Genomic DNA, 16162 nt, shown 5'->3' on the forward strand with positions numbered 1-16162 from the left:
GTCCGCCCTGATGTGGCGTGCCGCGCTCGCGGCCGTCCTCGTGTGCGGGATCGGCCTGCTGCCCTGGCTGACCCGCACCGACCCGGCCCTGACGGTCCTCAAGGCACGCTCCGCCGACCGCGACCCCACGCCCGCGGTGCTGGCCGATATCCGGGCCCAACTCGGCCTGGACAAGGGTCCGTTCGCACTCCTCGGGGAGTGGCTCGGCGGGCTGGGACGCGGGGACGCCGGACGCTCCTGGCTCTCCGGCGACGAGGTCACGCCCGCGGTGCTCCAAGCGCTCGGCGCGTCCCTCCTGTTGATGGCGGCGGCCCTTGCGGTCGCCGCCGTCACCGCCGCCCTGATCTGCGCCCGCACCCTGTGGCTCGGCGCGCACCGGCGGCTCGACGGCCGGCGCCCGGGCGGCAGCGGTTCCGCGGTCCTCGCCGCGCTGCCCGAGTTCCTCACCGCGTCCGTGCTCGCCACCGTGATCGGCGTGCAACTGGGCTGGCTGCCCGCCCTCGGCTGGTACGGGCCCCAGTGGACGATCCTGCCCGGACTCGCTCTCGGTCTGCCCGCCGGGGCCGTGCTCGGCAGGCTCCTCGACGACCTCCTTCCCGGCGCCTTCGCCGAACCCTGGGAACTGGCCGCCGCCGCGCGCGGACTGCCCGGCCACAGCATCGCCCGCCAGGCCGTACGCCGTTGTCTGCCCGCGCTGCTTCCCAACACCGGCCTGTTCGTCGTCGGTCTGACCGGCGGATCCGTCGCCGTGGAGCAGATCTTCGACATCCCCGGCCTCGGCCGCACCACCCTCCAGGCCGCCCTCGCCCAGGACCTCCCCGTCCTCCAGGCCGGCACCCTCGCCCTCCTCGCGCTCGCGGCAGCGGCCTCCGCACTCGCCGCCCTGACCACCCGCCACCTCGCCGGCCCCGCCCTGCGCGACGGCTCCCTGTCGTCACCCCATCGACGACAGCCACCGGCCCACTCCATCCAGCCGTTCCTCCACGGCGGCCTCCTCCTCGCCGTCATCGCGGGCGGCCTGCCCCGTGACCCGCTCGCCCTCGACACCACCCGGCGACTCCAAAAGCCCAGCTGGGACCACCCGTTCGGCACCGACGCGCTCGGCCGGGACCTGCTCGCACGAGTCGCCCACGGCGCCCTCGACACCCTGCTGCTCGCCCTCGCAATCAGCGCGGCCGCCCTGGCCACCGGCGTCCTCCTCGGCCTGGTGCCCCGGCTCTCCGGCCCCCTCGCCGACACCGTCAACGCCGTACCGCCCGTCCTCGGCGCCCTCCTCGTCACCGCGGTCACCGGCACCGGGGCCGCGACCCCCGCACTCGCCGTCGGCGTCGTCGCCTGGGCGCCCCTGGCCGCCCACACCTCCGCACTGCTGCGCCAGGAACGCGCCGCCCTGCACATCACCGCCACCCGCGGCCTCGGCGCCGGGCGCGGCTACCTCCTGCGCCACGAACTGCTCCCCGCCGTCCTCCCGTCCGTGACCCGGCACGCCCTGCTGCGCCTGCCCGGCACCGCGCTGGCCCTCGCCTCGCTGGCCTTCCTCGGCCTCGGTGCCCAGCCGCCCTCCCCGGAGTGGGGCCTGCTCCTCGCCGAGAACCAGCCCTACGCCGAGCGCGCCCCCTGGGCGGTCCTCGCCCCCGCCGCCGCACTCGCGCTGCTCGGGGCGCTGGCGGTCAGCGCGGCGGGCGGAGTGCGCCGGCCGCGACGGCGAGCACTTACTCGTACGGCCGCGATGAGAATTGAACAGGCTTTGCCTGAAAGGGAGTTGGTGAAAGCCGGATGACGCGGGCGGCCGTCGATCTGCCGAAGACCACCCGGCTCTCACCACTGCTGCGACTGCTGATCCTCACCCAACTCGCCTTCAACCTCGGCTTCTTCGCCGTACTGCCCTTCCTGTCCGAACATCTGGGACAGGCCGTCGGCATGGCGGGCTGGCTGGTCGGGCTCGTGCTCGGACTGCGGACCTTCAGCCAGCAAGGGCTGTTCGTGGTGGGCGGGGCGCTCGCCGACCGGTACGGAGTCCGGCCGGTCGTCCTCGTCGGATGCGTGCTGCGGATCGCCGGGTTCGGCTGGCTCGGGTACGCCGAACGGACGTGGGCGGTCATCGGGGCCGTCCTCCTCATCGGCTTCGCGGCCGCCCTGTTCTCACCGGCCGTGGAGTCCGAGGTCACCCGGCAGGCGGTCGTCCACGAGGCGGCGGGCGGTGGCCGACGCACCCGCGTGCTCGCCCTGTTCACCGTCGCCGGGCAGGCGGGAGCGTTCGTGGGCCCGCTGCTCGGCGCGCTGCTGCTGTCGGTGGACTTCCGCGCCGTGTGTCTGGCGGGCGCCGCGATCTTCGTGCTCGTTCTCGCGGGGCACGTGTGGCTGCTGCCGCAGCACATCCCGGGGCGGCAACGAGTACAACTCAGGGGCGGCACAGGGACGTTGATCCGCAACCGGCGCTTCCTCGCGCTGTGCTGCGCGTACGGCGCCTATCTGCTCGCCTACAACCAGCTCTATCTCGCCCTTCCCGACGAGGTGGAACGAGCGACCGGTTCGCAGTCGGCGCTGGCCTGGCTGTTCGCCCTGTCCTCGCTGCTGGTCGTGACCGCCCAGCTTCCCGTCACCGGCTGGGTCGGCTCCAGAGTGTCGTTGCGCCGATCCATGTCGGCCGGACTGCTGCTGATCGGGGCCGGGTTCACGGTCGTCGCTCTCGCCCGGCCCGCCAACTGGGCCGGAACGGCGGGACTGTTGCCCTCGGCCGGCTTCGTCGTGCTGCTCACCTTCGGCCAGATGCTCGTCGCGCCCGTGGCCCGCGCCTGGGTGCCCGACCTCGCGGAAGAGGGCCGACTGGGCCTGTACACCGGGGCGTTGTCCTCGGTATCCGGACTGATCGTGCTGATCGGCAGCTCCGTCACCGGCGCCCTGCTGGACAGCGGCCTGCCGCCCGCAGTGCCATGGCTGGCCTTGGCCGCCGTACCGGTCGCCGCGGTCGGGCTGCTGCCGCGACGGTCGGAACCTGCGGGTGGGCCAGGTGGCGCGAGGGCGGGGGCGCCGGTATGAACCTGCTGAAGGGGTCGGGCGCCGGAACGAACCAGCCGTACGGCTCATCCGCCGTGCCGGCACGAAGCCGCTGTAGGGCTCATCCACCGTAGCGCTCACCCGTCGTGCCGGGGTGAACCGTCGGAGGGGCAGGTGGTGCGGCGGTAGGGTCCACGCATGGAGAGTCAGGAGATTCGGGTGGCGATCGCCCGGGAGGCGGACCAGGAACTCGTCGATGCCTTCGGGCGGATGCTGCCGCAGCTGTCCTCGACGGCCGAGGCCCTCGATCTCGCCGCGCTCGACCGCATCCTGGCCTGTGACGCCAACACCATGCTGATCGCCAGGTCGGCGGCCGGGTCGGTGGTCGGCACCCTCACCTTGGTCATGTTCCCCGCGCCCGCGGGACTGCGGGCCCGTATCGAGGACGTGATCGTCGACCACGAGGCACGCGGCCAGGGGGTCGCGGGGCTGCTGATCCGGGAGGCCATACAGCTCGCTCGGGATGCCGGGGCTCGTACGGTCGACCTCACCTCACGCCCGGACCGGGCGGCGGCCAACCGGCTGTACGAGCGACAGGGCTTCCGGCAGCGGGCGTCGACGGTATACCGAGTGCCGTTGAAGAGCTGACCCGCCAGGCCCGCAAGTCGTCAGGAGGCCATCGCCTCGGGTTCCCGTTCCCGCTCCGCCGCCACGAACTCCAGCTCCAGCAGCTCACCCACCGCGGCCTCGTCCGCCCGGTGCGTGCGCCACAGCCACAGGATGTCCCGGCCGAACGACCAGACCAGCGTGGAGAGGGCCAGGGCCACGACCCCGAAGGTCGCCGTGTGGGGCAGGTATCCGGACGCGGCCACCAGCAGCAGGATGCCCTGGAGCGCGGCCACCGTCTTGCGGGCCATGCTCGGCGGCAGCGGGGCGTTGAGCCACGACCACGCGCGGGCCGCGGCGACGAAGCCGTAGCGCATGCCGCCGATCAGCAGGACCCACGGGCCCTGGGACATCGACACGTACACGCTGAGCACCAGGATCAGGAACGCGTCGACCTCCATGTCGAACCGCGCGCCCAGCGGGGTCGAGGTGCCCGTGGCGCGGGCCACCTTGCCGTCGACGCCGTCGAGGATCAGGGCCACCGCGGTCAGGCCCACGAACAGCGTCACCGGCGGGGAGTCCTGGTAGGAGTCCGCGACCAGGGCGGTGACTCCGCCGACCAGGGTCGCCCGGCCCAGGGTCACCCGGTTGGCCGGTCCGAACGAGCGTGGCCGGGTGCGGTGCAGTGCCCTGGAGAGCACACCCCAGGTGGCGGCGGCGAAGGCGAGGCCGGTCAGCCAGCCCGCCGGCCCCATGCCGATCGCCGTGCCGAGCAGGGCCAGCAACAGGATCTGCAGACCCGCTCCCACAGCGGTCTCCTGCTGAACCAGCCTTGCGTCGTAAGTGTTGTTCAGGGCCACCGCAGATTCCTCCGGCCAGATGACAGAGTCGATCAAGGCCACGTACTGTGCGCGGCCTGTGCACATCTCGGTACGTGAACGAGGTACGTGCACGAGTTCCCGATCGTTCAGGAGGTTCTCGATGAAGGCCGCCGCACGTGCGTTCTGGATCCGCTCTCCGGGTGAAGGCGAGATACGGGAGGTCACCCTTCCGGCACCCCGCGAGGACGAGGTGCTGGTCCGCTCGCTGTACTCGGGGGTCAGCAGGGGCACGGAGACACTCGTGTTCCGCGGCAAGGTGCCCGAGAGCCAGCACGCGGCCATGCGGGCACCGTTCCAGGAGGGCGACTTCCCCGGCCCGGTGAAGTACGGCTACCTCAGCGTCGGAGAGGTGGAGGAGGGGCCCGCCCACCTGGTCGGACGTACGGTGTTCTGTCTGTACCCGCATCAGACACGGTACGTAGTCCCGGCGAGCGCCGTGACGGTCGTACCGGACGACGTGCCCGCCGCACGGGCCGTCCTCGCCGGCACCGTCGAGACCGCCGTGAACGCCCTCTGGGACGCGGCCCCCCTGATCGGCGACCGGATCGCGGTGGTCGGCGGCGGCATGGTCGGCAGTTCGGTGGCCGCGTTGCTGGCACGCTTCCCGGGAGTGCGCGTCCAGTTGGTGGACGCCGCCCCCGCCCGCGCCGCCATCGCCGAGGCCCTCGGCGTCGGTTTCGCCTCCCCGGCGCAGGCTCTGGGCGACTGCGACCTCGTCGTCCACGCCAGCGCCACCGAACAGGGCCTCGCCCGATCGCTGGAACTCCTCAGCCCCGAGGGCACGGTCATCGAACTGAGCTGGTACGGCGACCGGAAGGTCAGCCTCCCGCTCGGCGAGGCCTTCCACTCCCGGCGGCTCGTCATTCGCAGCAGCCAGGTCGGCACCGTGTCCCCGGCCCGCGCGGGCCGCAGTTACGGCGACCGGCTCGCCCTCGCGCTGAAGCTGCTCGCCGATCCGGCGCTCGACGCCCTCATCACGGGGGAAAGCGCGTTCGAGGAACTGCCCGACGTGATGCCCAGGCTCACCACCGGGGACATTCCGGCCCTCTGTCACCGCGTGAGGTACGACAAGAGCGCCTGACCTGAGAAAAGAGTGAGAGACCGCTGAACGGGGGGAGACGAAGAGCCGTACTACACGGCATCCCCCGGCAGGGATCAGCCGGGGGACCAGACGCGCCGCACCTGGAGGGTCGTCCGTTGTTCAGCATCACCGTTCGCGATCACATCATGATCGCCCACAGCTTCCGCGGCGACGTCTTCGGACCCGCGCAGCGCCTGCACGGAGCAACGTTCCTGGTGGACGCCACGTTCCGGCGCGAACAGCTGGACGACGACAACATCGTCGTCGACATCGGACTCGCCACGCAGGAACTGGGGGCCGTAGTCAGCGAGCTGAACTACAGAAACCTCGACAACGAACCCGACTTCGCAGGTGTCAACACCTCCACGGAGTTCCTGGCGAAGGTCATCGCCGACCGGCTCGCCGGGCGGATCGAGAAGGGCGCTCTCGGTGAGGGCGCCAAGGGCCTCGCCGGCCTGACCGTCACCCTGCACGAGTCGCACGTCGCCTGGGCGAGTTACGAGCGTGCCCTGTGACCGACATGACGACCGGGCGGACGGCCACGCTCGACTACGTGCCCGTGCAGCACGCCGCCCTCAAGAAGGCCGAGATCATCCCGATGTCCCTGCGGTCCGTGCACTTCGTGATGCCGGGCGGCGTGGACGACCCCACCGCGCCGAGCGGCGGCAACGCCTACGACCGGCGGGTCTGCCTGGACCTGCCCGGCTTCGGCTGGCAGGTCGAGCGGCACGCCGTGGCCGGCAGCTGGCCCCGCCCGGAAGCGGCGGCCCGCACCGAACTGGCCCGCACCCTGAGCGACCTGCCCGACGACACCGTCGTCCTGATCGACGGCCTGGTCGCCTGCGGAGTCCCGGAGATCATCGTCCCCGAGGCCGGGCGGTTGCGTCTCGCCGTCCTCGTCCACCTGCCCCTCGGCGACGAGACGGGACTCGAACGCGGGCTCGCCCTCGAACTGGACGCCAAGGAGCGCGAGGTGCTGCGGGCCGTGCCCGCCGTCATCGCCACCAGCGACTGGGCCGTACGGCGTCTCGTCTCGCACCACGGACTCGCCCCCGAGCGGGTCCACGTCGCCACCCCGGGTGCCGACATCGCCCCCCTCGCCTCCGGCACCGACGGCGTCTCGCGGCTGCTGTGCGTGGCCGCGGTGACGCCCCGCAAGGGACAGCACCGGCTGATCGAGGCACTGGCCGGGGCGAAGGACCTGCCGTGGAGCTGTGTGTGCGTCGGAGGGATCACCCAGGATCCCGAGTACGTCGCCGGTCTGCGGACGCTCATCCAGAAGTACGGCCTCCAGGACCGTCTGCACCTCGCGGGACCGCAGGCCGGGGCCGAACTCGACGCCAGCTACGCCGCCGCCGACCTGATGGTCCTCACCTCCTACGCCGAGACCTACGGCATGGCGGTCACCGAGGCCCTCGCGCGCGGCATCCCGGTGCTGGCCACCGACGTCGGCGGCCTGCCCGAGGCCGTCGGACGCGCCCCCGACGGCGGCGTGCCCGGCATCCTCGTCCCGCCGGAGGACCCCGCCGCCCTCGCCGCGGAACTGCGCGGATGGTTCGGCGAGGCGGACGTACGACGACGACTGAAGGCGGCAGCCAGGGGCCGGCGCGCAGCCCTGGACGGCTGGGCGACCACCGCCCGCAGCCTGGCCGGAGTACTCGGCCGACTCCCGAGCGAGCCCAGGAGGGCGGCATGAGGAAGACGGCGACGAAGCAGAGCGGGAAGGTCCCGGCACAGCCGGGACCGCGGGAGGTGCTGTCGGTGAAGTCTGGTCCGCCGTCCGACACGGAATCGGTCATTCCCGGTGCGGGTCCCAGCGTCCGCCCCGGCGAGCGCCCCACCGTACGGCTGCGGGACGCGGGGCCCGACGACGCTCCCCGCTACGCCCCCGAGTGGCTGGAACTGCGCGAGGGACCCGACGCGGCGGCACGGGCGGGAGACCTGATCGACCCGCTGCGGATCCGGCTGGCCAACCTGCCGGGGAAGGCCGGACTGGTCATCCACGACCTGGGCTGCGGCACCGGCTCGATGGGCCGCTGGCTGGCGTCCCGGCTGGACGGTCCCCAGCACTGGATCCTGCACGACCGGGACCCCTACCTCCTGCACTTCGCGGCCGTCGCCTCCCCGCGCTCCGCCGCCGACGGCAGCCGGGTAACCGTCGAGACCCGCCGCGGCGACGTCGGCCTGCTCACCCCGGACGCCCTCGCCGGCGCCTCCCTGGTGACCGCGTCCGCCCTCCTGGACGTCCTCACCCGCCAGGAGATCGAGACCCTCGCCGCGGCCTGCACCGGCGCCGGGGTACCGGCCCTGCTCACCCTGTCCGTGGCGGGCCGCGTCGAACTGAGCCCGTCCGACCCGCTGGACGACGAGATCGCCCAGGCGTTCAACGCCCATCAGCGACGCGGTGGCCTGCTCGGCCCGGACGCCGTCAACGTCGCCTGCGAGGCCTTCTCCGAGCGGGGCGCGACCGTACGGCTGCACCCCAGCGCCTGGCGCCTGGGCCCCGCCGACTCCGCCCTCACCACGCAGTGGCTGCGCGGCTGGGTGAGCGCCGCCGTCGAGGAGCGCCCCGAGCTGAAGGAACGCGCCGAGCGCTACCTCAGCGACCGCCTGGAAGCCTGCCGCGCGGGCGAGTTGAACGTCGTCGTCCACCACAGCGACCTGCTGGCACTGTCCCGTCCGACGGGCGGAGCGTCATGAGCGTGGAGACGGTGCGGCCGGGCCTGCCGGTCCGGCGGCCCGCCGCGGTGGTCGAGCCCGCCACCCCCTCCCAGCGGGCCGTCACGCTGCGGGCCGAGGTGCTCCACACGCGGGACGACCTGCTCGCGGCGCGCACGGAGGCCCTCGTGGCCAGGGCCGAACTGCTCGCCGCCGCCGGACACTCCGTCGCGGACCTCACCGACGCCGCCGTCTCCCACGACCGGATCGGCGTGATCGTGACCGCGGCCCGGCCCCGCCCCGCCCAAACGCCCCGGTGGCGCACCGCACTGCGCGCGGCCCTCAACTCCCGCGCGCTGCGCACCCACTTCGGCACCGTCGCCGGTGTCACCATCCTCGCTCTGCTGCTGTGGCGCCTGGGCACCGGCGTCTTCCTGGACGGCCTGCGCAGGATCGACGGCACCGCCCTGCTGGCGGCCCTCGCGATCGGCGTCGTGACCACCGTGTTCAGCGCCTGGCGCTGGCAGGTGGTGGCCCGCGGGCTGCGCCTCCGGCTGCCGCTCGGCGTGGCCGTGGCCGACTACTACCGGGCCCTGTTCCTCAACGCGGCCCTGCCCGGCGGTGTCCTCGGTGACGTGCACCGCGCGGTACGGCACGGCCAGAGCGCCGGGGACATGGGCCGCGGAGTGCGGGCTGTCGTCCTCGAACGGGTCGCCGGACAGGTCGCGTTGGCGATCGTCGGCGGTGCCGTGCTGCTCACCATGCCGTCCCCGGTGCTGGCCGAGGTCCGCCACCTCGCCCCCGTCGTCGGCCTCGTCGTCCTGGGTGCCCTCGCCGTGGTCGTGGCCCTGCGGATGAACCGGGCTCCCTCCTCCTCCCGCCGGGGCCGGGCCCTGCGCACGGCCCTCGGCGAGGCCCGCGAGGGACTCCTGTCCCGCCGCAACTGGCCCGGTGTCGCGCTCTCGTCGGCCGTCGTGCTGGCCGGTCACCTCGGGATGTTCGTGCTGGCGGCCCGCATCGCGGGCTCCGCCGCCTCCGTCGCCGTCCTGCTGCCGCTGGCCGTGCTCGCCCTGCTCGCCATGGGACTGCCGCTGAACATCGGCGGCTTCGGCCCCCGGGAGGGCATCACCGCCTGGGCGTTCGCCGCCATGGGCCTCGGCGCCGGCGCCGGTCTCGCGACCGCGATCGTGTACGGCGTCCTCAGCTTCGTGGCGAGCCTGCCGGGCGCCGTCGTCCTGGTCGTCCGTTGGTACCAGGGACTGCGGAGCCCGGCGAAGTCCTACTCCTCGTCGGATGCTTCGGTGCCGGATACCTCGGCGGGGGACCCGGAAGGTGCTTCGGCAGGTGCCTCGGTCAGCATCGAGAAATATGCTCCGAAGGACGCCGCGAAGCTCGCCAGCAAGGCTTTCCCTTTTTCCGCAGAGCCCAGCGAAGGGCGTCCGATGACACCGGAATCGGTGTAACCGGACATGCCGAGGGTGAGGAGATGACGACGGTCGTCCGCGACGAAATCGGAGGTCTCGTAACCTGGTCGGACACATTCCGGGTGGGCATGCAGAAGAATGGAGGTCTCGATTTCTCCCGCGTGCATGTCGGTCAGCAGCGAGGTGGCCACCTCCGCCTCCTGGCGGGCGGCCTCCCAGTCCTCCCCGGCCGGGAACAGCGCCATTCGCTCCCCGCGGGCGGAGGCCTCCTGGACGACGTTGCCCAGCACGTAGTTGCCCCCGTGTCCGTTGACCACGACCAGGGCCTCGACGCCGGATCGGCGCAGCGAGGCCGCGATGTCCCGTACCACCGAGTGAAGGGTGACGGAGGAGATGCTGACGGTCCCCGGCCAGGCCGCGTGCTCGTGCGAGCAGGCGATCGTCACCGGCGGAAGGAGGTGCACCGGGTATGCCGCGGCGATCTCGCGCGCGATGGCACAGGCGACGAGTGTGTCGGTCGCCAGGGGAAGATACGGACCGTGTTGTTCGAAGCTCCCGACCGGAAGAACGGCGACCTGTGTTGAGACGCCCGCCCCCCGCGTCCGTACGTCTTCCGTAGTGTCCGTCGGCAACAGACCGTACGCCGCCGACCCTATTTCCGAACCGCTCATCTTTTCACGGCCTTTCGTCTCTGCTTAGGAACCAGATCATGACAGACAAAGTTGGCGTACTCGGCAAGAAGGCACCACAGCGTACGGGTGTGGAGCGCGTGGTGAATGCACCGCTGCCCACCGTGTACGGGAAATTCCAGGCCGTCGGCTATCTCGATCACGACCGCGGCGACGAACAAGTCGCCCTGGTTCACGGTGACATAGGTTCGGACGACGTTCTCGTCCGGCTGCATTCCGAGTGCCTGACCGGTGACGCGTTCGGCTCCCAGCACTGCGAGTGCGGCGACCAGCTCGACGCCGCGCTGCGGGCCGTGGTCAAGGCGGGCAGCGGCATCGTCGTCTACCTGCGCGGCCATGAGGGCCGGGGCATCGGACTGCTGGGCAAGCTGCGCGCGATGGCCCTGCAGGCGGAGGGCCTGGACACCGTCGAGGCGAACCTCGCGCTCGGTCTGCCGGTGGACTCCCGGGACTACGGCGTCGCCGCCGGGATCTTCCACGACCTGGGTGTGAAGTCGGTCCGCCTGATGTCGAACAACCCGCGCAAGCGCGAGGCGCTGCTGCAGCACGGGATCAAGGTCACCGAGACGGTGCCGCTGCTGATAACGCCGTGCGAGAGCAACATCACCTATCTGCGCACCAAGCGGGAGCGACTGGACCACCACCTGCCCCACCTGGACGCGGTGGCCCACCTGTCCTGACCGCCCGGCGGGTTCCGGCACGGCACATCCGGACAGGAAGAGGGCATGACCGACGACGTCCTCTTCCTCTCCGGAGAGCAGGCCACGCGCCTGCTCGACGCGGACACCGCCCTCACCGCGCCAGGCGCGGTCCATCCGCCGGCGAGGAAAACGCATCCCGGCCGCTTCGACGACAGCCTGGTCTTCGCCCACCACTCACGTCCCCACACCGGGGCCGTCGCGAAGTCCCGCAGCGCCAACCCGGGAAACACGGGCAACGCGAGGGTGCCCGCCCCGGCGACCGCGGCCGAGCACGCAGGGCCGGTCGTCGACGCACTCGGGAACGGGCTGCGGGACGCCGACGCCCTGACCGCGCGGGAAGCCGCCACCACGGGACGACGAGCCGTGGCGCGCACCGGGTCCGGCGACATCGTCCGCTGCGACAGCGTCGGCCTCGGCATCCAGGACGCGGCAGCCGCCCGGGCCGTGGTGCGGTCGGCCGAGGGGGAGCGCGGATGAACTTCCGGGCCGGGGTCGTCGTCATCGGCGGCGGGGTCATGGGCACGAGCATCGCCTGTCACCTGGCACGGGCGGGCGTACCGGACGTCGTGCTGGTGGAGCGGGACGAACTCGCCTCCGGCTCCACGTCGAAGGCCGCGGGCGGGGTGCGGGCGCAGTTCTCCGACGAGCTCAACATCCGGCTCGGGGCGCGCAGCCTGGAGGCGTTCGGCCGTTTCGAGGAGGAGACGGGGCAGGACATCGGGCTGCACCGGGTCGGATATCTGTTCCTGCTGTCGACTCCCGAGCAGGTCGCCTCCTTCGAGGAGAGCGTGCGGCTCCAGAACGCCCTCGGTGTCCCCAGCCGCATGATCGACCCGGCCGAGGCGCGTCAGCTCTCCCCGCTCATCACCACCGACGGCCTTCTCGCCGCCGCCTTCTCGCCCGAGGACGGCCACTGCACACCCGAGTCCGTGGTGTACGGCTACGCGGCCGACGCCCGCCGCCACGGCGCGACGATCCTGCGGCACACCGAGGTCACCGGCATCGAACTGCACGGCGACGACATCACGGCCGTCGTGACGACCAAGGGCCGGATCGCCACCGACACGGTGATCTGCGCGGCCGGCGCCTGGTCGCGGAGGGTCGCCGCGATGGTCGGCGAGGACCTGCCCGTCGAGCCGCTGCGCCGCCAGATCGCGGTCACCGAGCCGGTCGGCGGACTGCCGGCCGACCTGCCCATGACCATCGACTTCACCACCAGCCTCTACTTCCACTCCGAGGGCCCCGGCCTCCTCCTCGGCATGTCCGACCCCGACGAGACACCCGGCTTCGACACCGCGACCCACGACCGCTGGATCCCCCGCCTCGCCGAGGCCATGGCACACCGCGCCCCCGCCCTCCTCGACCTGCGCCGCACCGGCGGCTGGGCCGGTCTGTACGAGATCACCCCGGACCACAACGCCCTGATCGGCGAGTCGACTTCGGTCTCCCGCTTCCTGTACGCCACCGGGTTCTCCGGCCACGGATTCCTCCAGGGCCCGGCCGTCGGCGAGGTCGTCCGTGACCTGTACCTGGGCCGCGTACCCTTCGTGGACATCAGCCCGCTCAGCGCCGGCCGGTTCGCGGCCGACGCCCTGCGCCCGGAGGCCAACCGCGTATGACCGAGCTCCATCTGTGGCTGCGCCACGAGGTCCGCACCACCGAGCGGCGCACGCCGATCGTGCCGTCCGACGCCCGGCGGCTCGTCGACAGCGGGGCGACCCTCACCGTCGAGGAGTCCCCGCAGCGGATCTTCCCGACCGAGGCGTACGCGGCGGTGGGCTGCGCGGTCGCACCCGCGGGGTCGTGGGTCTCACGGGCACCTCAGGACGCCGTGGTCGTCGGCCTCAAGGAACTCCCCGACGAGCCGGACACTTTGACGCACCGTCACCTCTTCTTCGGGCACGCCTACAAGGAGCAGCCGGGCGCCCTGGAACTGCTGCGCCGGTTCGCCGCCGGGGGAGGGGCCCTCCTCGACCTGGAGTACCTGGTCGACGATCATGGCCGCAGGCTCGCCGCCTTCGGGTACTGGGCCGGTTACCTGGGCGCCGCACTGGCCGTGCTCCAGCACCGCGGCAGGCTGACCGCGCCCCTCGCACCCACCTCGCAGGAGGAGCTGGAGGAGGTCCTGCGGCCCGTCGCCGGGGACGAGGAGTTCACGGCGCTGGTGATCGGGGCCCAGGGCCGCAGCGGCCGGGGTGCCCGCGTCGCGCTCAGCGCGGCCGGGATCGAGCCGACCTGCTGGGACCTCGACGAGACCCGGAACCTGGACCGGCCCGCGCTGCTCGCCCACGACGTGCTGGTCAACTGCGTCCTCGCCACCAGCCCCGTCCCGCCCTTCGTCCGCACCGCCGACCTGGACGACCCGTCCCGCCGGCTGCGCACCCTCTCCGACGTCACCTGCGACGTCGGCTCGCCCCTGAACGTCCTGCCGGTCTACGACCGTGTCACCGAGTGGACCGAGCCCGTACGGCGGCTCCACGAGGAACCCGCGCTGGATCTCATCGCCATCGACAACCTGCCGTCCCTGCTCCCGGAGGAGGCCAGCGTCGGCTTCTCGGGGTCCCTGCTGCCCCAGCTGCTGGAGTTCGGGGTCGGTGGGCCCTGGGGGCGCTGTCTGGACCGGTTCCGTCAGGCATGCCGTGAACTCGGCATCGAGGAAGGGGAGTTCAAACGTGTCTGACCTGGTAGCCGCGACCGGCACCGTCCACTGGATCGGCGCCGGGCTCTCCACCGGCAGCGGCCTGGCCACACTGTGCGACACAGCCGAGCGCGTGCTGCTGTGGCACCGCACCGAGGAGCGGGCGGAGGAAGCCCTCGAAGGACTGGGGCTCAACGGACAGGCCGCGCCACGTGCCTACACGCTGCCCGCGCTCACGGCCGAACTGGCGGCCGGAGATGTCGTCGTGTCGATGCTCCCCGCGTCCGAGCACCCCGGCATCCTCGCCGCCTGTGTGCGCACACAGGCCCACTTCGCCTGCTCCAGCTATGTGTCCGACGCCGTCCTGGAACAGCTTCCCGAGGCGGTCGAGGCGGGGATCGTCGTCCTCACCGAGGCCGGACTGGATCCGGGCATCGACCACCTCTTCGCGCACGGCCTCGTCGCCAGGGCCCGTGAGGCGATCGGCGACGCGACACCGGCGTCGTACGGCCTCACCTCGTACTGCGGCGGTGTCCCCGCGGTCCCGAACGACTTCAGATACCGCTTCAGCTGGGCCCCCGCAGGAGTCCTGAACGCCCTTCGCTCGCCCGCGCGTTACATCGAGGGCGGCGGCCCGACCAGCGCCGAGCGCCCCTGGGAGGAGACCCGGCGCCATGTCGTGGAAGGCGAGACCTTCGAGGTCTACCCCAACCGTGACAGCGTGCCCTTCGTCGCGCAGTACGGACTGCCCGCCGCCTGGACACCGCGGACGTTCGTGCGCGGCACGCTGCGTCTGGACGGCTGGCTTGAGGCCTGGGAGCCCGTCTTCGAGGAGCTGAAGGGCGGTGACGACACCCGGATCGCCGCCCTGGCCCAGGAGTTGGCTGCCAGGTACCCGACGACGGACGCCGACCGTGACCGTGTCGTCCTCGCCGTCTCCCTCGACGTGCGTGCGGAGGACGGCCGCACCTGGTCCGGCGGTTACCTCCTCGACCTGGTGGGCGACGAGGAGGACAGTGCCATGGCCCGCTGCGTCTCCCGCACCCTCGCGCTCGGCGTCGGACACGTCCTGGACGGCTCCCTGCCCGCGGGCCTGAGCCGGGCCGCGGAGACGGCGGCCCGGTCCGAGAAGTGGCTGGGTGAACTCGCCCGCGCCGGCGTCCACTTCACGCTACGGGTGGATCACTAGCCGACGCGGCTGGGGCCCTCCCTCTCCGGGTGGACGACGCGAGCGCGCCGGCAGGCGTCAGTCGACGATCGCCTCGTGCACCAGCCGCTTGAGGTCGGGGAAGAGCTTCAGGGTCTTCGGCCGTACCTGGGTGAAGAACTGGACGCTCAGATCGCGGCCCGGGTCGACCCAGAACGTCGTGGACGCCGCCCCGCTCCAGCCGTAGCAACCGAGGCCGGAGGGGGCCGGGGTGCGGGCGGGGTCGATCACCACGGAGAGGCTGAGGCCGAAGCCGACACCGTCGTTGCCGGGCTCGTCGTGGGCGGGTTTGGCGCCGAAGGAGCGCAGGTCGGCACCGCCGGGAAGATGGTTGGAGGTCATCAGGTCCACCGTCTCGGCGGACAGCAGCCGGGTGCCGTCGAGTTCGCCGCGCCGGCGCAGCAGTTCCGCGAAACGGTGGACGTCGTACGCGGACGCCGCCATACCGCCGCTGCCGGACAGCAGACGGGGGCGGCCCCGCAGCGGCAGCCCGGGGACCGGCTCGATCGTGCCGTCGTCCTTCTCGCCGTACAACTCCGAGAGCCTGCCGGCCTGTTCGTCCGTCACGCAGAATCCGGCGTCGGGCATCGCGAGGGGGCCGAAGACGCGCTCGGCGAAGAAGGTGTCGAGCGGCTGACCGGACACGACCTCGATGACCCGGCCCAGGACGTTGGAGGCGACCGAGTAGTTCCACTGGGTGCCCGGCTCGAACTGCAGCGGCAGGCTCGCGTACACGGCGACCGTCTGGGCGAGGTCCGAGCCCGGCAGCACGGACGACTCCAGGCCCGCCTCGCGGTACAGGGCGTCCACCGGGTGGGAGTTGTAGAAGGCGAAGGTCAGCCCCGCGGTGTGGGTCATCAGATGCCGGACCCGTATCGGGCCGTCGGCCGGACGGGTCGTGAGCGTGTCGCCGGATCCGTCCACATACACGCGCGGCTCGGCGAACGCCGGCAGGTACTCGGCGACCGGATCGTCCAGCGACAGCCGGCCCTCCTCGACCAGCAGGAGCGCGGCAACCGCGGTGACCGGCTTGGTCATGGAGTAGATCCGCCACAGGGTGTCGGGCTCGACCGGCAGCCCGGCCGCGAGGTCGCGGTGGCCGTGCGTCGTGAGGTGGGCGACACGTCCGCCGCGGGCGACGGACACCAGGAAGCCGGGCATCCGGCCCTCGTCGACGTAGTGGGCGAAATGCTGGTCCAGGCGGTCCAGCGCCTTCATGTCCAGCCCCACCTCACCGGGGTCGACCTCTTGCCGCAGCTGTGCCATCGCTCTCCTCCGTC

Annotated in this window: 15 protein-coding genes and 1 pseudogene; 13 read left to right on the top strand and 3 right to left on the bottom strand. The window is 72.3% G+C overall.

Annotated features, from left to right (window positions below; genetic code table 11):
* The first annotated feature begins 10 nt into the window (after window positions 1-10).
* The 3 genes from OHT57_RS40130 (at window position 11) to OHT57_RS40140 (ending at window position 3645) form a co-directional block, all read left to right on the top strand.
* The gene (locus OHT57_RS40130) at window positions 11-1780 is read left to right on the top strand and encodes an ABC transporter permease subunit (protein WP_443053644.1); all 1770 of its coding nucleotides are present in this window, start codon (window positions 11-13) and stop codon (window positions 1778-1780) included.
* Window positions 1777-3039, top strand: a complete 1263-nt coding sequence (locus tag OHT57_RS40135) for an MDR family MFS transporter (RefSeq protein WP_328751754.1) — start codon at window positions 1777-1779, stop codon at window positions 3037-3039. The genes OHT57_RS40130 and OHT57_RS40135 overlap by 4 nt, the downstream gene beginning before the upstream one ends.
* A 156-nt stretch (window positions 3040-3195) precedes the next feature.
* A complete protein-coding gene (locus tag OHT57_RS40140) occupies window positions 3196-3645 on the top strand; it encodes a GNAT family N-acetyltransferase (protein ID WP_328751756.1) in 450 nt (149 codons plus the stop codon).
* Window positions 3646-3665: 20 nt separating this feature from the next.
* Here OHT57_RS40140 and OHT57_RS40145 read toward each other — a convergent pair whose 3' ends face one another.
* On the bottom strand, window positions 3666-4463 hold the full coding sequence (locus OHT57_RS40145) for a CDP-alcohol phosphatidyltransferase family protein (protein ID WP_328751757.1): 798 nt from the start codon (window positions 4461-4463) through the stop codon (window positions 3666-3668).
* 121 nt (window positions 4464-4584) lie between these two features.
* On the opposite strand from OHT57_RS40145, the gene OHT57_RS40150 reads away from it, so the two are divergent.
* The 5 genes from OHT57_RS40150 (at window position 4585) to OHT57_RS40170 (ending at window position 9686) form a co-directional block, all read left to right on the top strand.
* Entirely contained in the window at window positions 4585-5565 is a 981-nt protein-coding gene (locus tag OHT57_RS40150; protein ID WP_328751758.1) for a zinc-dependent alcohol dehydrogenase, read from the top strand.
* A 116-nt stretch (window positions 5566-5681) separates the two neighbouring features.
* The gene (locus OHT57_RS40155; RefSeq protein ID WP_328751759.1) at window positions 5682-6080 is read left to right on the top strand and encodes a 6-pyruvoyl trahydropterin synthase family protein; all 399 of its coding nucleotides are present in this window, start codon (window positions 5682-5684) and stop codon (window positions 6078-6080) included.
* 5 nt (window positions 6081-6085) lie between these two features.
* The gene (locus OHT57_RS40160; RefSeq protein WP_328753461.1) at window positions 6086-7261 is read left to right on the top strand and encodes a glycosyltransferase family 4 protein; all 1176 of its coding nucleotides are present in this window, start codon (window positions 6086-6088) and stop codon (window positions 7259-7261) included.
* The gene (locus OHT57_RS40165; protein ID WP_328751760.1) at window positions 7258-8265 is read left to right on the top strand and encodes a class I SAM-dependent methyltransferase; all 1008 of its coding nucleotides are present in this window, start codon (window positions 7258-7260) and stop codon (window positions 8263-8265) included. Before OHT57_RS40160 ends, OHT57_RS40165 begins: the two co-directional genes overlap by 4 nt.
* Window positions 8262-9686 (top strand): lysylphosphatidylglycerol synthase transmembrane domain-containing protein, encoded by a 1425-nt coding sequence (locus tag OHT57_RS40170; RefSeq protein WP_443053541.1) that lies wholly within the window; start codon window positions 8262-8264, stop codon window positions 9684-9686. The genes OHT57_RS40165 and OHT57_RS40170 overlap by 4 nt, the downstream gene beginning before the upstream one ends.
* On the opposite strand, the pseudogene OHT57_RS40175 reads toward OHT57_RS40170, so the two are convergent.
* Window positions 9575-10318, bottom strand: a pseudogene (locus tag OHT57_RS40175) (creatininase family protein); the annotation flags it as partial. The gene OHT57_RS40170 and the pseudogene OHT57_RS40175 overlap by 112 nt on opposite strands.
* A 38-nt stretch (window positions 10319-10356) precedes the next feature.
* On the opposite strand from OHT57_RS40175, the gene ribA reads away from it, so the two are divergent.
* Genes ribA through OHT57_RS40200 form a run of 5 tightly spaced genes read left to right on the top strand, consistent with a single transcriptional unit; the run spans window position 10357 to window position 14864 of the window.
* Window positions 10357-11016, top strand: coding sequence for a GTP cyclohydrolase II (gene ribA, locus OHT57_RS40180; protein ID WP_328751762.1), 660 nt, complete (start codon window positions 10357-10359; stop codon window positions 11014-11016).
* 45 nt (window positions 11017-11061) lie between these two features.
* Window positions 11062-11514 (top strand): hypothetical protein, encoded by a 453-nt coding sequence (locus OHT57_RS40185; RefSeq protein WP_328751763.1) that lies wholly within the window; start codon window positions 11062-11064, stop codon window positions 11512-11514.
* Window positions 11511-12656, top strand: coding sequence for an NAD(P)/FAD-dependent oxidoreductase (locus tag OHT57_RS40190; protein ID WP_328751764.1), 1146 nt, complete (start codon window positions 11511-11513; stop codon window positions 12654-12656). The genes OHT57_RS40185 and OHT57_RS40190 overlap by 4 nt, the downstream gene beginning before the upstream one ends.
* On the top strand, window positions 12653-13717 hold the full coding sequence (locus OHT57_RS40195) for a saccharopine dehydrogenase (RefSeq protein ID WP_328751765.1): 1065 nt from the start codon (window positions 12653-12655) through the stop codon (window positions 13715-13717). Before OHT57_RS40190 ends, OHT57_RS40195 begins: the two co-directional genes overlap by 4 nt.
* Complete coding sequence (locus OHT57_RS40200; protein ID WP_328751766.1) at window positions 13710-14864, top strand: saccharopine dehydrogenase family protein; 1155 nt, start codon at window positions 13710-13712, stop codon at window positions 14862-14864. Before OHT57_RS40195 ends, OHT57_RS40200 begins: the two co-directional genes overlap by 8 nt.
* Before the next feature lie 57 nt (window positions 14865-14921).
* Here the strand turns inward: OHT57_RS40200 and OHT57_RS40205 are convergent, their stop codons facing one another.
* The gene (locus OHT57_RS40205) at window positions 14922-16148 is read right to left on the bottom strand and encodes a serine hydrolase domain-containing protein (RefSeq protein ID WP_328751767.1); all 1227 of its coding nucleotides are present in this window, start codon (window positions 16146-16148) and stop codon (window positions 14922-14924) included.
* Between the last annotated feature and the right edge of the window lie 14 nt (window positions 16149-16162).

Source organism: Streptomyces sp. NBC_00285 (genome assembly GCF_036174265.1).
Classification (GTDB): domain Bacteria; phylum Actinomycetota; class Actinomycetes; order Streptomycetales; family Streptomycetaceae; genus Streptomyces.